Source organism: Pontibacter korlensis, assembly GCF_000973725.1.
GTDB classification, from domain to species: domain Bacteria; phylum Bacteroidota; class Bacteroidia; order Cytophagales; family Hymenobacteraceae; genus Pontibacter; species Pontibacter korlensis.
Window position 1 is genome coordinate 3,792,342 of sequence record NZ_CP009621.1, and the last position, 15,132, is coordinate 3,807,473.

Sequence of the window (15,132 nt, forward strand, 5' to 3'; positions counted from 1 at the left end):
TTAAATGGCAATCCGGCAATTGTCATTTCGAATAATAGTGAGAAATCTGTAAAATAACATAAAGTGACTCAAATCTCTCACTGCTTCGCAGGCCCCTTTCGACTCACGTCTCAGGTATGTTCGAGATGACAAAAAATATTAATCTCCGTCGTTATCGGTGTAGGTAATGGTAACTCCCAGTGCGGCTGGCATATCGGTTTTTGTGAGCACAATAAGTTTCTGCAGCTCGTTGTACACTTTCGTCACGGCCTGTGGTTGGCTAGTCACAGCTTCTGACAGCGGTCCCTGCACAGCATTGGCAGCGGTCAAGGCAGCATCAAACTGCGCCTCAATGGCATCAGAAAGTAAGCCTCCGTTGTACTTTGCATCCACATGGTCGAGGTAATCATCCAGTCCCGGACCGTTGGCGCTATTTGCCGCAAGCCCCAAGAATGTAGCTTTCTCTGCACGGATAGCCTGCTTCAGCAGCTCAAGTGAAGTTTGGCTATAGTAAGCTTCTACTTTCTCTGGTAAGGCACTGCCGGCAGTAAACCTGCCGCTAGGTATACCTACCTTGGCACGCTTGGTCACGTCGATGTCATAATTCAGCTGGTTTACAAGGTTGCCCACAGCGCTACCCACTGCCGTACCCGGAGAGTTCTTGAAAGTAGCTGCATAACCGCCACTCGTCCAGCCAGTGTGTGCTGCATTGGCTCGCTGGCTTATCAGGGCGCTCACGACTTGCAGGTACTTTTTACGGTTGGCGGCGTTGGCGCCAGAAGTGTACTGCTCCACTACTGCGGCCTCGGTACCGGCACCGTACAGCAGGTAGTCTACAGCCGGGAAGCCTTTGGCATCAAGATTAGCTGAGCTTTGCAGGTCGTAAGTGCCGGAAGCGATGTTATTTTCTATCTCGGCGGTAGCTGTTGGGTAAATGTTGAGGTTTGTGCGCAGCAGCTGCTCGTCGGCTGGTCCGAATTCATACACACTCACCTCCTGCCATGCTAAGTAAGCTTTCTGGTAAGCAGTGCGGGCTACCGCCAATGTGGCAGCTGTTGGGGTGGCCACAAAAGCATCTATGGCGGTGGCCATGGCTTCTGTTTTGTTCTTGAACGCCGTGTAAGCCGGCACAATCAGATTATCGGCGTAGTTGGTCACCATGCCCTGGCGGTCGTAGTCTGTTCTCGGATCATTACCCTCATTGTCTGAGCTACAACTGCTCAAAGCGGCAAGGCCTGCCAGTGCCACAGCAGCATATTCTCTGAATATTTTCATGCGGTATATTTTTAAATGCGAAAGGCAGCAGCTGGGGATTGGCGTTCCCGTAGCTGCTGCACTTATCTAAAGCTAGCAGTAACGGGTAAGGTATTATAGCTGACCTTTGATGGCATCCATTTCATAAGCCGTGCTCAGGATATTGATGGCTGTGTTGATGTCTTCGGCAGTTGTGTCGTACAGATTATCACCAATTGCGGCCATCACTTCCTGATACTTGGCTGCAGATAACTTGCTTCCTGTTTTGTACTGCAAGCCCATCGCAAAACCGATCGCCTCAGACAGGTAGTGGCTCTTTTTTGCCTGCTCAGCGATGTTTGTTCTGGCGGCATTCAGCTCGTGGATGGCAGCGGCTGCAACAAGGCGCTCCCACTCGGCGCGAACGGTGGCGGCTGCTTCGTCTTTGCTCTCCATGTCTTTTGCAGAAATGGCGGCGCGCCCTTCGATGAAGGCATCCATCAAGGCTTTGTTGCTGCCTAGTGCGGCATCTACCTTATTGCTGTAGTTCGCCCAAAATTTAGTACCTGTGGTATTTGCAGGGAAATCAACGGGCGCACCAAAATAGCCGAAAGCCTCATCCCAATGGTGCTCCATTTTAGTACCTTCGCCCGGCGTTACCGTTGTGTTATCTACAGCAGCGCCAATCTTTTCCTCGGTCAGATATCCGTCCACTGCCTGGTAATAAAGTACAGCACCCATCAGGCCTTTTGTAATCACCTGCGCATACTCTACGCCGTTCTCATCTACCAGGTAGCTTTTGCTACCATCTGCAGTAGTCAACAAGCCGGGTAAGCCTTCCACAGCAGAAACACCTGAAGAAAGACTTGCTGCGGCTACTTTATCGAACAAAGCTTCGAATTCATCCTGCGCTGTAGCGATAGTTTTATTTTTCAGCTGCTTGTCTGTCGCTGCGTTCAGCTTGGGGTCGTTGAACGGTGCGTTAGCATTCGCATACATGTTTCTCATCTTCTGGGCATCCAGCCTTGCACCGGTGTTACCTGTTTTGATATAGGCATCCAGTTCGCTCAGCATCCCGAGGCGCGTTGTCTGGCCAGCGTAGCTTACATTCTCGAAATTGTAAGTTTCCGGAATATTATAAGAAGGATCTTCTTCTTTTTCGTCAGAGCATGAAGAGAAAGCCATACATGCTGCAACTGCAAGTGTAAAGGTTCGGATTTTTGTAGGGTCAAATATCTTGGCCATTAGAAATTATTTTTATTTAGACTAATTATAGTTAACTGCGGCAAAACTAAGCTACGATACCTTAAGAGACAAGGCTTATTTATAAAAATTTTCATAAAAGGGAACTAAAACAAAAGGCGTTATAACAGCAAATTGAAGCAGCAACAAGGCTATATAGGAGAAGCTGTACACAGAATATTTAAGCTACTGGATTATATGTACAACCGCAGCTTATTTACATACATCTTAGATATTAGCCTCAAAAGCTTATATTCTATGGAACACGAGCACCAAATGACAACTGGAGAAAAGTTTCCTTCTACTTTACATAACGGTACTTATCAGTCAGGATATAATTGGAGGGCTTAAATGGCATTTACTTTTCAAAAAGGAGATGCCATTGCTTTTGTGTTGCACAAGCTTTTTTACCTAGTTTAGAGTCTCATCAAGCAAGGCAGAAGTTGTCCTAAGTATGAAATGAGCAAAAGGAGGGGCTACAGGAGCCCCTCGTCTGCTAGTGAGTAATAGCCCTCGCTGGTGAGGATGATGTGGTCCAGCACGGCGATGTCCAATAGCTCGCCCCCTTGCTTGATCTTTTTGGTGAGCTGCAGGTCCGCTACACTGGGCTTGAGGTTGCCCGAGGGGTGGTTGTGGCAGAGTATGACGCCGGAGGCGCAGGCTTTGAGCGCGGCCACGAAGACGAGCTTGGGGTCGGCGACGGTGCCGGCCACCCCGCCGGTGGAGAGCTCGTAGGCGCCCAGCACCCGGTTGGCCCGGTTGAGAAGGAGCACCTTGAACTGCTCGACGAACTCCAGCTTACTCTTGTCCCAGCTCTCCTTGAGCACCATGTAAGAGTCGGCAGAACAGGTGACCTGCGGGCGCTCGCTGGGCTTGACGCGGTTGCGGTAGGAGAGCTTGACTTCGGCTACTCTGTGGAAGGCGGATGTGTTGACGGCCTTTTCCATAATCATCTTGTTTTTAGAGTGAGGAATTGATTATGGTGTCCCACCTGCCTTCGGGACGGACTAAGGGCAAGGTGGAGGGTTCCCTCTGGGATACCCATCTTTCCAGGACTACCTTGTCCCGTGTCCGGCACGCAAGGCTAACTTTGCACTGGAATGAATGCCATGGACTTTTGCTTTGAAGTGTCTGTTGAAATACAGCTATGGATAGTCTGTCACTCATCTGGTAGTATACTTTTTCTGTCACTACTGCTGCGTTGCTGGGATAAAGGGGCTCTTGTTAGCTGTTTCTTTTTCTTAACAGGTCATCAATGGTAGGTTCCTTATGATGGGATTATGTGCCAAAGGCAACAATCTTCTGGGTATCGCACACGTGTTCAGCCGGTATTAAGCGGTTAGACAGCTACAGCGAAATGAGCTTACTATTGAGAAGGAGCAGATCTAGTAGGCCTGTTAACATTGCTCATCCTCCTTAATGAGGATGAGCAATGCTTAAAAGGGAAGCATCTTACACTTCATCACAATAGTTGCCGTTATGCTGATAAAGCTAAAAGTGCTTATGTTTTGGCTTCTTTCTCGTGTACTCCTGTGCCTCCAGCTGCAGTTCTGCCAAAGTCTTCTTCCTTCCTCCTTTGATCCAGGCCTCTAATTCAGATTTGTAGAAGTAAAGGCGATTTCCGCTCTTGTTGGAAGGTATCTGTCTGCTACTGACCTTCCTGTGCAACGTGGTAATAGTCAGGTTTAGAAATGCAGCCGCCTGTTCAACAGTGAACATCTCTTCAACATGTTGAGGGTTCTGTCTTTCCTGCAAGAGCTGCTCAAGCTTGCTTATCTTCTCATGCAGCTGGCAGATAGCTTGTGGGAGCTGCTCAAAAGTAAGTGTTTCCATGGTGATTGTTTTTTAGTAGTTTCATTCATATGGTGCTTTTGGCTCTAGCAGGGGGAGCTGCCTGGTCTCTTGCTGCTGCAGGTCAGGATAGGTCTATCTTGATCCTGTCCGCTGCTTCCCGTTTTGAGCGGTCTACCACTTTTGCATATATTTGGGTGGTTTTCAGTTTGCGGTGGCCCAGCAGTTTTGAAACCGTATAGATGTCGGTGCCGTGCGCCAGCTGCAGCGTAGCATTAATGTGCCTGAAGCAATGAAAGGTGATGTATTTGGTGATACCGGCTGCTTTCACCCAGGACCTCAGGATACGGTTATTATAGGCCGAGTATGCCAAGCCATGAAAAACCACTGCCGCTGGATCTCCCCGTTCACCCAGCAGCTGGACAACCTGGCGTGAGACTGGTAGTTTTTCGGCTCCTTGTGTTTTTTGCTGGCGGAAGTGGAGGTAGTGCCCTTCTGCCTGGCTGTGCTGTAGTTGGCTCCAAGTAAGCTGCTTTATGTCTGAGAAACGCAAGCCGGTCAGTGCTGAGAAAATAGCTGCCCGTTTCAGGACAGGCAACGGGCACTCCGTTTTGTAGAGTGCCTGCAGCTCTTCCATGGTCAGATACTCACGCTTGGTTTCCGCAGGCTTGATGGAGGATATTTTAGCACTCAGGTCTGTGGCTATGAGGTCCTCTTTATAGGCCTGTTTGAGGGTAGCCTTTAGCTTGTTAAAGTAGGAGTGGGCAGTATTAGAAGAAATCAACTTAGCTGCTTTCTTGCTAGACTGGCTGTTGTTGACTGTTTTCATGCTACGTTGGCTGTTGGCAAGTAGCAGGTAGTTTTTGTAATCGTTACAGGCAGCCACTGTGAGCTCTGTAAGCCTTAGGCCCTCAGGAAAGAACCTCTGGAGGTAATACAGCGTGCTTTGCCAGTTCCCGCTGTTGGATCCGCTTCTCTTGGCAACCTGCTCTTTATAGTAAGCCAAGAGGGACGTGTTTCGTCTGGCAGAGGAAAGGAGACCATACTTCATGCTTTGCACATCCAGCTGGCGACTAGCCCTTATATGTTCGGCTAAGGGCTCTCTGTTGTGCTGCTTGTCAAGTTGGCTCCTCGGGGTATCAAAGACATACAGGCCTAGAAACTCCCGTCGTGTCAATTTGCCTGTGTCCGGATGTGGAATGGGCGGATAATAATCCAGGTAGAGTGTGTGACGTGCCTTTGACATTGGCTTGCGGTGTAGCGTTACTTTCGTCATCAGAGTAGTAAATTTGTTTTCAGATCATCTCTATATAGTTTAAAATCCTCTAGCCTTTAGCCCTTCCATATACCTGGTCTTTACCTGACGAGAGGCTGATTGCTGGCTGCTGCTTTTGCAGCTTTCAGTCGGGCCTTAACAGTACCTGGCAAAAGTCTCTTCTCAAAGATTATTCACGGCAGGTTTGGTTATAAATTCCTTCCCACATGCTGAAAATTAACTTGTATGCTGATGCTAAATCTCATGGCCATTCGGTACTGCTAGTATAAACCAAGTAGAATTAGCGTTAAATAAATCAAACAACTCCACCTGATTTCAGTACTGCGGTACAACTACTGATTTTTTCCATGCTGCTTTTGATAATCGTCATTATGTGGCGGGTAAAAATCATACCTTTTCTAAATGTGAACTCTTGGCAATCGCCGGCGAGATGTTTACCGGTTTTAGAATAAGTTATAGCTGGATTGAAGCCTAAGTGCAGCATCTGCCTTGTCATAGACACATGCATGCTTCTTGTTTAGGCTTTGTCACCTGATAACCCCGTTGAAGGATTAAGTATGCGATCAATCGCTGCTATTGGTACATAAGCATGTTTTCCTTTTTTGTACTTAGGAATGTTGTTGGGAAGAACCACCTCATAAAGGGCCTTCTCTGAGATGCCAAAAACCTTCTGAGCTTCGGTCATTGTATAGCAGTCCTCTATGGGGACTTGTTTTTCGGATGAATCTTTTTGCTTTGCGACCGAAGGTCGGCTTTGCTCGAAGAGTTGATCAAGATCGACGCGCTTGATAATAGTTCGCCGTCCTACTTTCACAGCTACTAACTCTCCTGCCTTGATGTCTCTTCAAACAGTCCACCGGCTAAGCCCTAGTAGTCGGCAAGTTTCCGAGATATTAAGAAACTCTTTAGCCTTCAACTCTTCTATGGGCTTTAGCCTTATAGCTTTAGTTTCTTTATTGCTAATCTGAATCTTTGCTTTCTTTTGCCTCGCTTTATAGGCGTGCTTCGCACAATTGTCGCTGTAGTACTGTGTAACTGTCGTCTTAGCGATAAACTCACTTCCGCAGTGCTGAGAAATCCTCTTAATTCTAATGTTGGAACTCATGTTGCTAAAGGAAGCTGCATGTTGCAAGATTTCTCCCGAAAAAAATTTAAGGGCAAAAAAAGAAGATGAGGTACAAGCGAGGCACAGAAACAATAACAATACTGAATTAGTAAAGTTCTATCAAGAGCAGGTGGTAGACGTAAAAAAGCCCATAAATATTTATTTTATGGGCTTTTAGTGCAATTTTATATAAGGTAACTTGAGGAGCTTATTTGCCGATGCAAAATATGTTAAATATATTATAATCATTTAGATATAGGTTTGGGGTAACGAATTGGCTGCATTTATAGCGTAAAAAAAAGCAACCTAAAGCAAACACATCTAAAATCTTAGTCTCATCAGACTATAACTCTAACTTTGTTTATCCGAAAAAGAAAGGGCTTTTAATATTTCAAGAGCTATCATGCGCATGTAACATGTTATAGATTATGCCTTAGCTAGAATGAGCTTCATTTATTTATTATCCTAAGCTCAATGACAATTATCAATTTGTTTTGATTAAATCATTGGCTATAGGAATATCAGCTGGAGTTAGGTTTCAATCATAACTTGAACGGTTCTATCCTTTCAACCTATTGTAATCAATCATCTTGAAACTGGAGTTTTTATACTGGCAAATATAGGAGGCTAGGTCAATCGAGAAAGTATCATATGCATGGATGGAAGAGCTGAAGTAGCGACTAATGACATTTCATATCTAGCTCCTCCTTCAGTTCCCCGAGGAGGGAGCCATTGTTTCTTTCATTTTGCTCAACCTTACCGCTGGGAAATTCCCAAAAGCCACCTAGGAATCTTTCAATTTTCCCCTGTATATAAAAATCTTATCCTCTCAATAGATGATACCACAAACAATTTTAATTATAGCCATGGATCTCTCTATGATATGTAAGGTGCTGTGGGGCTATCTGGTGCTTGGGATGTACAAATAGTTCCCCTTCCACTTCCCCTAAGATCTGAAAACTGTCTGAGATTGTAAAAGTACCTTTATCGAACATTACATGATGATTCGGACAGAGGCAGAGGAGGTTTGCCAGGCTATCGTCCCCATCATGAGGCATACCTAGCGGGCGGATGTGTGCTCCCTCAGCATAGTACCCGCTTTTTGTCTTGATGGCTGTCTTGCAGACTTGACACTCGTACTTATACAGCTTCTTCACTTCCAGGGCAATCTTTGTGTCGCGGACCACCCTCATAACAGTCCCTTGCTTTCGTTTCTTATCCTTGGTACTATGGTCTAGTTCTACTTCTTCTGGGGATTTCCTCTCTTCGTTGCCACCTGAGTAGACTAATCGGAAGCGGCAGATTTTAAAGCCACTTTTCCCTACTTCCTCCCAGGCATCAACAACGCTGAACAAACCAGCATAGGTATAGCCGCTCTTTGGGGAGAGAGCTGATTTGTGGGTGTAACCCCTGATCACCCTTACTGGTAGCCCCTCATTCATACTTTTCAAAAGGGCTGAATTCCCCCTGTTTTCCCAAGATTGATCTATGATCTGTTTCCCTGTATTCGGATCATTGCCTCCAGCCCCAGTGTAGATGATCTCATCCCCTAGATCCTTATCATCCTCATATCCTCCTGAAAGCACAATAGCGGCAGCGCCTTCTAGGGCATTACCATCTATCCCAGCGCCCCAATTTCGGTGGAAGCTAGAAGGCATCATCTCTCTTCGACCTTCAAACCAATGTTCTTCCTCAATACCAGGAATTTCTCCGAATATGATGGGTCTTGGCATACTATCTTTGCTTTTTTTCTTAAGTGACCTGTGAGGCTACTTAAAGACTCATTAATCAAAAATTATTTTCTGTTTGGTTCTGTCTTAGTCAGAACTAATCTTGCTGCAGGCTGGTAGCCCTTTTCCCTCAAAGTACTATTTATTTTTGTCACGTCTGTTGATGGTGGCAACTGCTGATAAGATAAAGTGCTAGCCTTTTCTTTTTCGAAGTTCAGAGGCCTAAAAGAAGGATCAGAATTTATTTCAGCAAAGCTGTAGATTCTCAGACCTTTGCTGTCTTTTTTTTTCATGAGACAGCAAGGGATTTCTCTCCATGGCCGCCCTTTTAGATCAGCTTTGTTGTACAAAATTTCGTGTTTAATTTTATCACCATAGACCTTGTTAAGGGATTTAACTTCTGAAGTTTCTACAATGGTACAACCTAATTGCTTTTCAGTGTAATCCCCCTGACAGTCTTTATGATTAAATTTAAAGCCAGCAATACCGTTATAAAATATGTAGAAGGTCTGGCAGCCTGCGATACTCTCAAACTTCTCTAGCAGATCTATCTGCTTTCCGTTAGAATTCTTCTGGTTCAATCCAGAAAAATACCCGCTTTTTTTTATCACTTTGGCTTGAAAGAATAACCTTAAATATTGATCGTGGTCGAGCTCGTAATATATTTCCAGATCTCCTCCATTCAACTTTTCATGTTTAACAGGTTGAGCATATATAAATGAGCTCTTCTTATTCTTAATATATTTAAGAACTTCGTCAAGAACAATCATTATTGTTATCCCAGTTTCAGGAATGACCAAAGGTCCCTCTTGATTAGTTGCTAATTTATTCCAAACAGTTTCAGAAATATTACTAAATAGCTGACACAGTTCGTTATAGCCTTCAGTTCTATTTATAAATATAATTATTTAGGGATAAGTTTTCTTGGCGTAGTTAGTGACTTCGGGCACGCAGGCTGCGTTCAAAGGTTTAAGGCTAGCTGTTCAGAGTTAATATTGCGGCTTTGCTTATTAGACATGAATTTCCAAATACTATAATCGATGGAAGACCTTGATACTTCTAATAGATCAGCTGCAAACTCGACTACTTTTTTTGTTGCGTGATAGTCTGTTGCTGAGATTTCAGCGAGTTCGACAAAAGAGTAGATGTGTCTATCTACTGCCACACTGTCAAAATTCAATAGCTTAAGTAGATAGTCTAGGGATTTTGGGCCGAATCCGTTAAGCTCTAGAAGGCTCTGACGGCAGTATGTATTCTGGAGAAACCCCTTTAAATCCTCGCTAGTGTTAATGCCTTTTATGTCGGAGAATTCAAGAAGACGCAGCATTCTCTCCTGTTTAATAGGATGCTTCCATTTGATCACCTTCTCAAACCCTTCTTCCTGCAACACAATACTAAATGATTCAACAGTGTTTGCTTCAGGATAGTGGGTGAGGACTCTCTGTACTCTTGGCTTTACAACAGATTTATAATTAAGCCCAGCTTGTAGTATCACATCAGTATAAAGAGCGCCTATATGGTTGTAGCAAATTCTATCGGGAACATAATGGGTAAAGAAGGGCTCCTCTAAACCTATAATAAAATTTGCCAGTTTCCTTGCCTCTTTTGCAAAGTTCATAAATACAAATTAAGCTTCTGTCTCTATTTTTCTTAACGCTTCAAGTCTATCCACACAATTTGGGCATGCGCCACAAGGTATTTCTGGGGAGGCCTGACAGGAGAATGTGTAACCGATTTGGGCTCCCAAATTAATACCTATTTTGGCAACTTCATATTTTGAAAAGTACCTAAAAGGCATATGGATCTTTACTGAACCATAATCAACAAGCATATCCTCCATCTTCTGGAAGAACTCATTGGAGCAGTCAATCTCTTTCGCATGATTGCTGTTGATAAATGCAGAGTATACGTTAGAATAGCCTAAAGTTTGCGCGAAAGTGGCGCCAATAGTTAGTAGCAACACATTACGATAAGGTATGTAGAGGTCATCAGCATTTACCTCTTCCTCCCAAAGGTTTGCAGGCTTTATAAAACGAGACGTAGACTTTTGATATACCGATTGGATGTCAATAATCTCAATTTTATTAGCATGACTAACTGGAAGGACCTTCTTTAACGTTTCTAACTCTGTTTTAGCGCAGTGCTGGCCGTATTTGATAAATAAGGGGACAAAGTCAATGCCCTCGTTAAGCAGCCAATAGGCTAGGGTGGTAGAGTCAAGGCCTCCGGAGGCCAGAAGAACACCGTCTTTATTGCTCATTTGTTTTCAGTTTGCTGCTTTGTATAAATACTTCGGAAATCACTTCGTCTAAATCACTGGATACAAGCGTGGGCAGCTGCGTAAGCATACAGTTCTCGGCAATCTGGTAAGGGTCGTAGACGATGGTTGGCTTACCTTGAGCGGCAGCTAATCCTATCTCAATCAAAGTGCCTGGGTCATTATATAGTAGAACCGCAACCAGTATTAAGCACTCATCCAAGAGAACCATATCCTTACAATAAAGCTCTTGCTTCCTTGTTGTTAAGGCATTCTTCTCCATTTGGCCATTTTCTTGGACAGGCCTTCTAGGATTAAAATTATGGTATCTAAGGCTGTGAAAAAGCTTATCAATAGGCTCAACGTTTACAAAGTCAAAGTCAGGGGCTGCGATATATATATTAATACTTTTCCTTGCCTCCCATGGCAGAGATACTCCACCGAGACTGATCAGATCTTCTGCTTTGGTAGCAAGAGTTCTTAAAGCTGACTTAGCGAAGTCATCTGGGAAGGTGGTTAAAGCATATTCTGTTGCAATCCATGAAGCATATGTCATTGCTTCTTTGAGCGTGCCCGAACTATGTTGGAAAACAAAAGTAGAGTTATAGACATCGCCAACCCCTACTGAATGCATAATGGGTTGCGTCTGTGCTGGAACTGAAACAACTTCATCACTCAAGAAATCTATGCCTCTGCTGCCTCCACGGTTTTCCTTAAGGATTAGTTGTTTGGCATACCGTTCAAAGGGTTTAGCAAAAGATCTGAAGCTTTCTACAAAGTTGGTCTGGAAAAGGGTAGATGAGGTGGAAAGAAAAATAGTTGAGAGCCTACGGTTCATGATTTCGAACATATGTAAGTCCTCCACGTTATTAGCCAAGTCAATGTGTATTTTTGCCTCTTCACTAAGCCAACTGATAGCAGCTGCTATATCGTAGTTACCAGAGACAAAAATGTAGTCGGTAAAGTCTCCGCCAACTATATTCTCATTCCAAGTAGTCTCATCGAAGTGAACCTTAATTTGATCACGAAGTAAAAACTGGTAGCCCTGATGGCCGGCCTCTTTCACCTCTTCGATTAAGAAGACATAGGGAGCCCCTGTGACACTACCGATCTTATAGACTGCTGAGCAGCCGTGGCGGCTTAGGTAGTTATGTATTTCCTTATCAAGGTAATCGGGGGCAAAATAGGCAACTGTGTAAGGAACTCCAATAGCCCACAATCCACGAGCCGCATGTACAATGCCTCCTAACCTGACTTTATACTCCTCTGAAGATGCTCCCTTTAATGTTACGTCTGTTACTATGTCGCCAATAAGACAGATTTTTGCATTTGCATCCATTATTGAGCAGCGATGTCAACTGTAATAGATGCTACTGGAGTGTTAGTAGATGAAGTTACTACACCTTCATAATTGTACCCATCATCCATACATGGTTTTAGAAAATTGTACTTGGTTGGCAGGTATCCAAGAACCTCTCCCTGTAAAGTTTGAACAGTAAGGCGTTGACTAAATTCGACTGTTAACTCGGTTCCAGCGGGTGGTACGCTCCCGTTATTTTTAAAGTAGCTGCACCTGGTAACCTCTTCTAGTTGAGTGTTAAAGGCTTTTGCACATCTGTCTTCGCCGCTAGTTCCTCCGTTAGCCATTCCTGATGCACTTGGTCTCTGTGAATAGTCACTGAACGTTCCTGATCCTGTACTTCCCATAATTAACATTTGTTATTCGTTAGCTTGTATAATAGTTGCTGCAATATATATAATAATATTAATAGTAGTTGGGATGATTAGCAAATTTATTGCACTGTCTTTTTAGGCTTTTAGGAGTAGTAACAGCGAAGCTACACGCTATAGGTGGTTCTGCTTCAATATTTCCACCCTCGGCGGCTGCTTACTTGGTAGGGGCTTTGCCGGACTGGTTACCACGTCCTCGGCATACACCTGAACCTCGAACACCTGGCTCTGCGTGGTGAGGCTGTCACTTTTAAGAAATCGGTAGCGGTGAGTGATCTCTCCGATGATGCCCGTTTCCTCTCCGCGCTGGTTGCGGTGCACAGCGATGGTGTCGATCCCTCTGTTGGAGATGGGGCTGTATCCCTCCAACTGCAGCGAGTTGTAGTGGACTCTGATCTGCTCCCGGATCTGCTGCTGCGCCTGCGGTACCAAGAGCGTCTCAGAGGTGCAACTGGTTATGAGGAGGAATATGAGGAAAGGTAAAACCTGTTTCATCGGTAAGATCAATATGAAAATGAAAGCCACCCGTTGTAGGTGGCTTTATACTTCGATTGGTTTAGTAGCTCTGGAGCATCTTCTCCTTTCTCTTTGTAAACTCTCCCTCGGTCAAGATACCTTTCTCCTTCAATTCATAAAGCTTTTCCAGCTCATCCATTGCTTCCATACTCGTTTTAGGAATTCTGTTTAGCACCACAGGAGAGGGGGACGGAACGGCAGCGACAACTATATTATATTTACGGTCAAACTCTGCGTTTGACATGAGCAGAAATCGGATGATGTCAATTATGGCAATAAAAGCCGGGATAAGTGTCCAGAAAAATAGGATACTGAGTACTCCCTGTACGGTTTTACCCAAGTAGAAGTGCTGGATGCCGATGCCCCCGAGCAAGAAGGCCAGAAGGGCTGCTGTAGTCTTGTTTCTCATAAATAAGTTTGTGGCTTTCGGTGCTAGAAAATAGCGTCTGGGTATGCAGCTACCTGGGGTGCCTTAGTTTCTGCTTGGATGGGGGCTGTCAGGATTGATAGGGTCTCCCTGTATTCTTTTGCCTCCGCGGCCTTAGTGATGTGGAACTCAGCATCGGTATTTTCTTTGATGGCTTCCTCAATCTCCTGAAGACTCACGTTAAAGAACTCCTTGCGGTAGTTAACCATATTGACCCGCTTCTCATTGAAGATCTTGTGTAAGGTATTTTCAAGGCCTGGTGCGTCTTCAGAATAGATCATGGCATGCACGTCGAACTCAAAAGGAACAGATGCATCACCTAGTTCTTTCACCCTGTCCATAGGCTCCAAGCGGCGGGTCATACCGATCTTGTACCTGTTCTCTCCAAAAGAGCCAATGTTTGAGATGATGTAGACGTGACCTGAACGGGTCATCTGAGCCCTGGAGATAGCCCGCTCTTTAGCCTCATGGGCCTGCTCTAATTGGCGCTGTAGTTCAAGGATTTGATTGCTAAGCTGGTCAAGCTCCTTCCCCTGGGCTTTCTCTAACTTCTTCTGGGCCTGCTCCAGTGCTTTCTCGAATCGCTTTTCTTCATCCTCAGCTTCTCTTTGTGCTCTCTCCAGTTCGCGCTGGGCCTTTTCCTCCTCGCGCATCTGCTCCCGGATCTGGCGCTGCTCTTCTTTCTCTTCGTACTTCTTAACCTCCAGCTCATGGACGAGATGCAGCTCATCCAGTTTCAGTTGTAAGTAATCGTCTGTGATATGAACATGGTTTGACTTTCCAAGCTTGTTGATGGCCTCATGTGCGCGTTTGAGTCTCTCCTCGAAACGTGCGATGTTGTTCCATTTCACCTTGGCGATTAAAGAGTCCGCTTCGCCATTGAAGGCTCGCAGCGTGAGCTTGATGTACTGGCGTATCATAGCGCGCCCCTTTGCCTCACTCCCCTCCACTGTCCAAGTGGTGGTGCAAATGGCTGCCCTTTCCCGCTGAATGAAATCTTTCTGCCTGTTGACAATTTCAGTTAACATCAACTTGTAGGCTTCAGAATCATCGAGGTTGAAGATTGGCTTATAGATACCAAAGTCTATGGTGTCCAGGTCCGACTCAAAGAGGTTGATATCACGCTCCAGCTTTGTCAGAAGTTCCTTGCCGTTGTGGTACTTCTCCCTTAGCTCTTCTGCGGCCTTTTGTATAACCTCCAGTTCCTTATTCTTGACGGACAGGGCACTTTCGATGTCTATGATGGGGCGGTAAGCCTCTAGGGAGGCGTTTAGTTGTTTATTGTCTTCCTGAGACTTCTTCAGCTTTTTGAATAGAAAGAAGGCAGCTGCTCCGAGCGCCAGGATTAACAGAATAGCAATTGTTAATTCCATACAGTTTGTTTTAAAGTTGTGATAGCTTTTGAATACAAAATACAAAAACAATATATACTATATTAGTAATATTAAGAAATTATATTGTACTTAGTTGGTAAAAGGTGGTAAACAAAGGTCAATTCTATAGATGTCTCTGTTGCTATAGTCCAATCATCAAAAGTTACTCTCTTAAAAGGGGCTTTGCTGATTTCAATATCACCTCAACCTCATGCACCTGCATACTAAAAGTCTATTTAGATAAGCTGTTAAGAGAATATTTCTTCATCAATGAGCTGTATATTTACTTTCTTGCCTTAAAAGCATCTCTCATTTAGTTTTCTGTGGAGTAGATACTTAGATATTTGGATTACTTGCTCAATATTGCCACTCTCTTTTGGAGATTTTTTCATATAGTCCCAAATCTGCTCAATCATCAAGTCAGAGACTTTATAAGTATATAATTTGAGACTACAGGCGTCTATAAACTTGG

Annotated in this window: 14 protein-coding genes; all 14 read right to left on the reverse strand. The window is 44.6% G+C overall.

What is annotated here, in order from left to right; genetic code table 11:
* Positions 1-138: 138 nt before the first annotated feature.
* Positions 139-1,254, reverse strand: a complete 1,116-nt coding sequence (locus tag PKOR_RS16280; protein ID WP_052738915.1) for an imelysin family protein — start codon at positions 1,252-1,254, stop codon at positions 139-141.
* Positions 1,255-1,347: 93 nt separating this feature from the next.
* Complete coding sequence (locus tag PKOR_RS16285) at positions 1,348-2,457, reverse strand: DUF4856 domain-containing protein (RefSeq protein WP_046312129.1); 1,110 nt, start codon at positions 2,455-2,457, stop codon at positions 1,348-1,350.
* Between the two features lie 473 nt (positions 2,458-2,930).
* Positions 2,931-3,401, reverse strand: a complete 471-nt coding sequence (locus tag PKOR_RS16295; protein WP_046314583.1) for a JAB domain-containing protein — start codon at positions 3,399-3,401, stop codon at positions 2,931-2,933.
* Between the two features lie 544 nt (positions 3,402-3,945).
* On the reverse strand, positions 3,946-4,287 hold the full coding sequence (locus PKOR_RS16300; RefSeq protein ID WP_046312132.1) for a helix-turn-helix domain-containing protein: 342 nt from the start codon (positions 4,285-4,287) through the stop codon (positions 3,946-3,948).
* Between the two features lie 82 nt (positions 4,288-4,369).
* Positions 4,370-5,521, reverse strand: coding sequence for a site-specific integrase (locus PKOR_RS16305; protein ID WP_046312134.1), 1,152 nt, complete (start codon positions 5,519-5,521; stop codon positions 4,370-4,372).
* Positions 5,522-6,038: 517 nt separating this feature from the next.
* A complete protein-coding gene (locus PKOR_RS25675; RefSeq protein WP_235336657.1) occupies positions 6,039-6,335 on the reverse strand; it encodes a helix-turn-helix domain-containing protein in 297 nt (98 codons plus the stop codon).
* Between the two features lie 1,145 nt (positions 6,336-7,480).
* Positions 7,481-8,359: a YDG/SRA domain-containing protein gene (locus tag PKOR_RS16325; RefSeq protein ID WP_046312140.1), complete on the reverse strand. Its 879-nt coding sequence runs from the start codon at positions 8,357-8,359 to the stop codon at positions 7,481-7,483.
* A 62-nt stretch (positions 8,360-8,421) separates the two neighbouring features.
* Positions 8,422-9,126 carry a hypothetical protein gene (locus PKOR_RS16330; RefSeq protein ID WP_046312142.1) on the reverse strand — a complete coding sequence of 235 codons (705 nt, stop codon included), beginning with the start codon at positions 9,124-9,126 and terminating at the stop codon, positions 8,422-8,424.
* 191 nt (positions 9,127-9,317) lie between these two features.
* The gene (locus PKOR_RS16335; RefSeq protein WP_046312143.1) at positions 9,318-9,974 is read right to left on the reverse strand and encodes a hypothetical protein; all 657 of its coding nucleotides are present in this window, start codon (positions 9,972-9,974) and stop codon (positions 9,318-9,320) included.
* A 9-nt stretch (positions 9,975-9,983) separates the two neighbouring features.
* Entirely contained in the window at positions 9,984-10,616 is a 633-nt protein-coding gene (locus PKOR_RS16340) for a 7-cyano-7-deazaguanine synthase (protein WP_046312145.1), read from the reverse strand.
* Positions 10,606-11,952 (reverse strand): nucleoside 2-deoxyribosyltransferase, encoded by a 1,347-nt coding sequence (locus PKOR_RS16345; protein ID WP_046312147.1) that lies wholly within the window; start codon positions 11,950-11,952, stop codon positions 10,606-10,608. The genes PKOR_RS16340 and PKOR_RS16345 overlap by 11 nt, the downstream gene beginning before the upstream one ends.
* 506 nt (positions 11,953-12,458) lie before the next feature.
* Complete coding sequence (locus tag PKOR_RS16355) at positions 12,459-12,851, reverse strand: hypothetical protein (protein ID WP_148561724.1); 393 nt, start codon at positions 12,849-12,851, stop codon at positions 12,459-12,461.
* Between the two features lie 49 nt (positions 12,852-12,900).
* On the reverse strand, positions 12,901-13,269 hold the full coding sequence (locus PKOR_RS16360; RefSeq protein WP_046312149.1) for an NINE protein: 369 nt from the start codon (positions 13,267-13,269) through the stop codon (positions 12,901-12,903).
* A gap of 23 nt (positions 13,270-13,292) precedes the next feature.
* Positions 13,293-14,660, reverse strand: a complete 1,368-nt coding sequence (locus PKOR_RS16365) for an SNIPE associated domain-containing protein (protein ID WP_046312151.1) — start codon at positions 14,658-14,660, stop codon at positions 13,293-13,295.
* Between the last annotated feature and the right edge of the window lie 472 nt (positions 14,661-15,132).

Excerpts from the sequence above, each read along its gene's own strand:
- PKOR_RS16280 (WP_052738915.1), bottom strand. The coding sequence starts at position 1,254 with ATGAAAATATTCAGAGAATATGCTGCTGTGGCACTGGCAGGCCTTGCC.
- PKOR_RS16285 (WP_046312129.1), bottom strand. The coding sequence starts at position 2,457 with ATGGCCAAGATATTTGACCCTACAAAAATCCGAACCTTTACACTTGCA.
- PKOR_RS16295 (WP_046314583.1), bottom strand. The coding sequence starts at position 3,401 with ATGGAAAAGGCCGTCAACACATCCGCCTTCCACAGAGTAGCCGAAGTC.
- PKOR_RS16300 (WP_046312132.1), bottom strand. The coding sequence starts at position 4,287 with ATGGAAACACTTACTTTTGAGCAGCTCCCACAAGCTATCTGCCAGCTG.
- PKOR_RS16305 (WP_046312134.1), bottom strand. The coding sequence starts at position 5,521 with ATGACGAAAGTAACGCTACACCGCAAGCCAATGTCAAAGGCACGTCAC.
- PKOR_RS16325 (WP_046312140.1), bottom strand. The coding sequence starts at position 8,359 with ATGCCAAGACCCATCATATTCGGAGAAATTCCTGGTATTGAGGAAGAA.
- PKOR_RS16330 (WP_046312142.1), bottom strand. The coding sequence starts at position 9,126 with ATGATTGTTCTTGACGAAGTTCTTAAATATATTAAGAATAAGAAGAGC.
- PKOR_RS16335 (WP_046312143.1), bottom strand. The coding sequence starts at position 9,974 with ATGAACTTTGCAAAAGAGGCAAGGAAACTGGCAAATTTTATTATAGGT.
- PKOR_RS16340 (WP_046312145.1), bottom strand. The coding sequence starts at position 10,616 with ATGAGCAATAAAGACGGTGTTCTTCTGGCCTCCGGAGGCCTTGACTCT.
- PKOR_RS16345 (WP_046312147.1), bottom strand. The coding sequence starts at position 11,952 with ATGGATGCAAATGCAAAAATCTGTCTTATTGGCGACATAGTAACAGAC.
- PKOR_RS16360 (WP_046312149.1), bottom strand. The coding sequence starts at position 13,269 with ATGAGAAACAAGACTACAGCAGCCCTTCTGGCCTTCTTGCTCGGGGGC.
- PKOR_RS16365 (WP_046312151.1), bottom strand. The coding sequence starts at position 14,660 with ATGGAATTAACAATTGCTATTCTGTTAATCCTGGCGCTCGGAGCAGCT.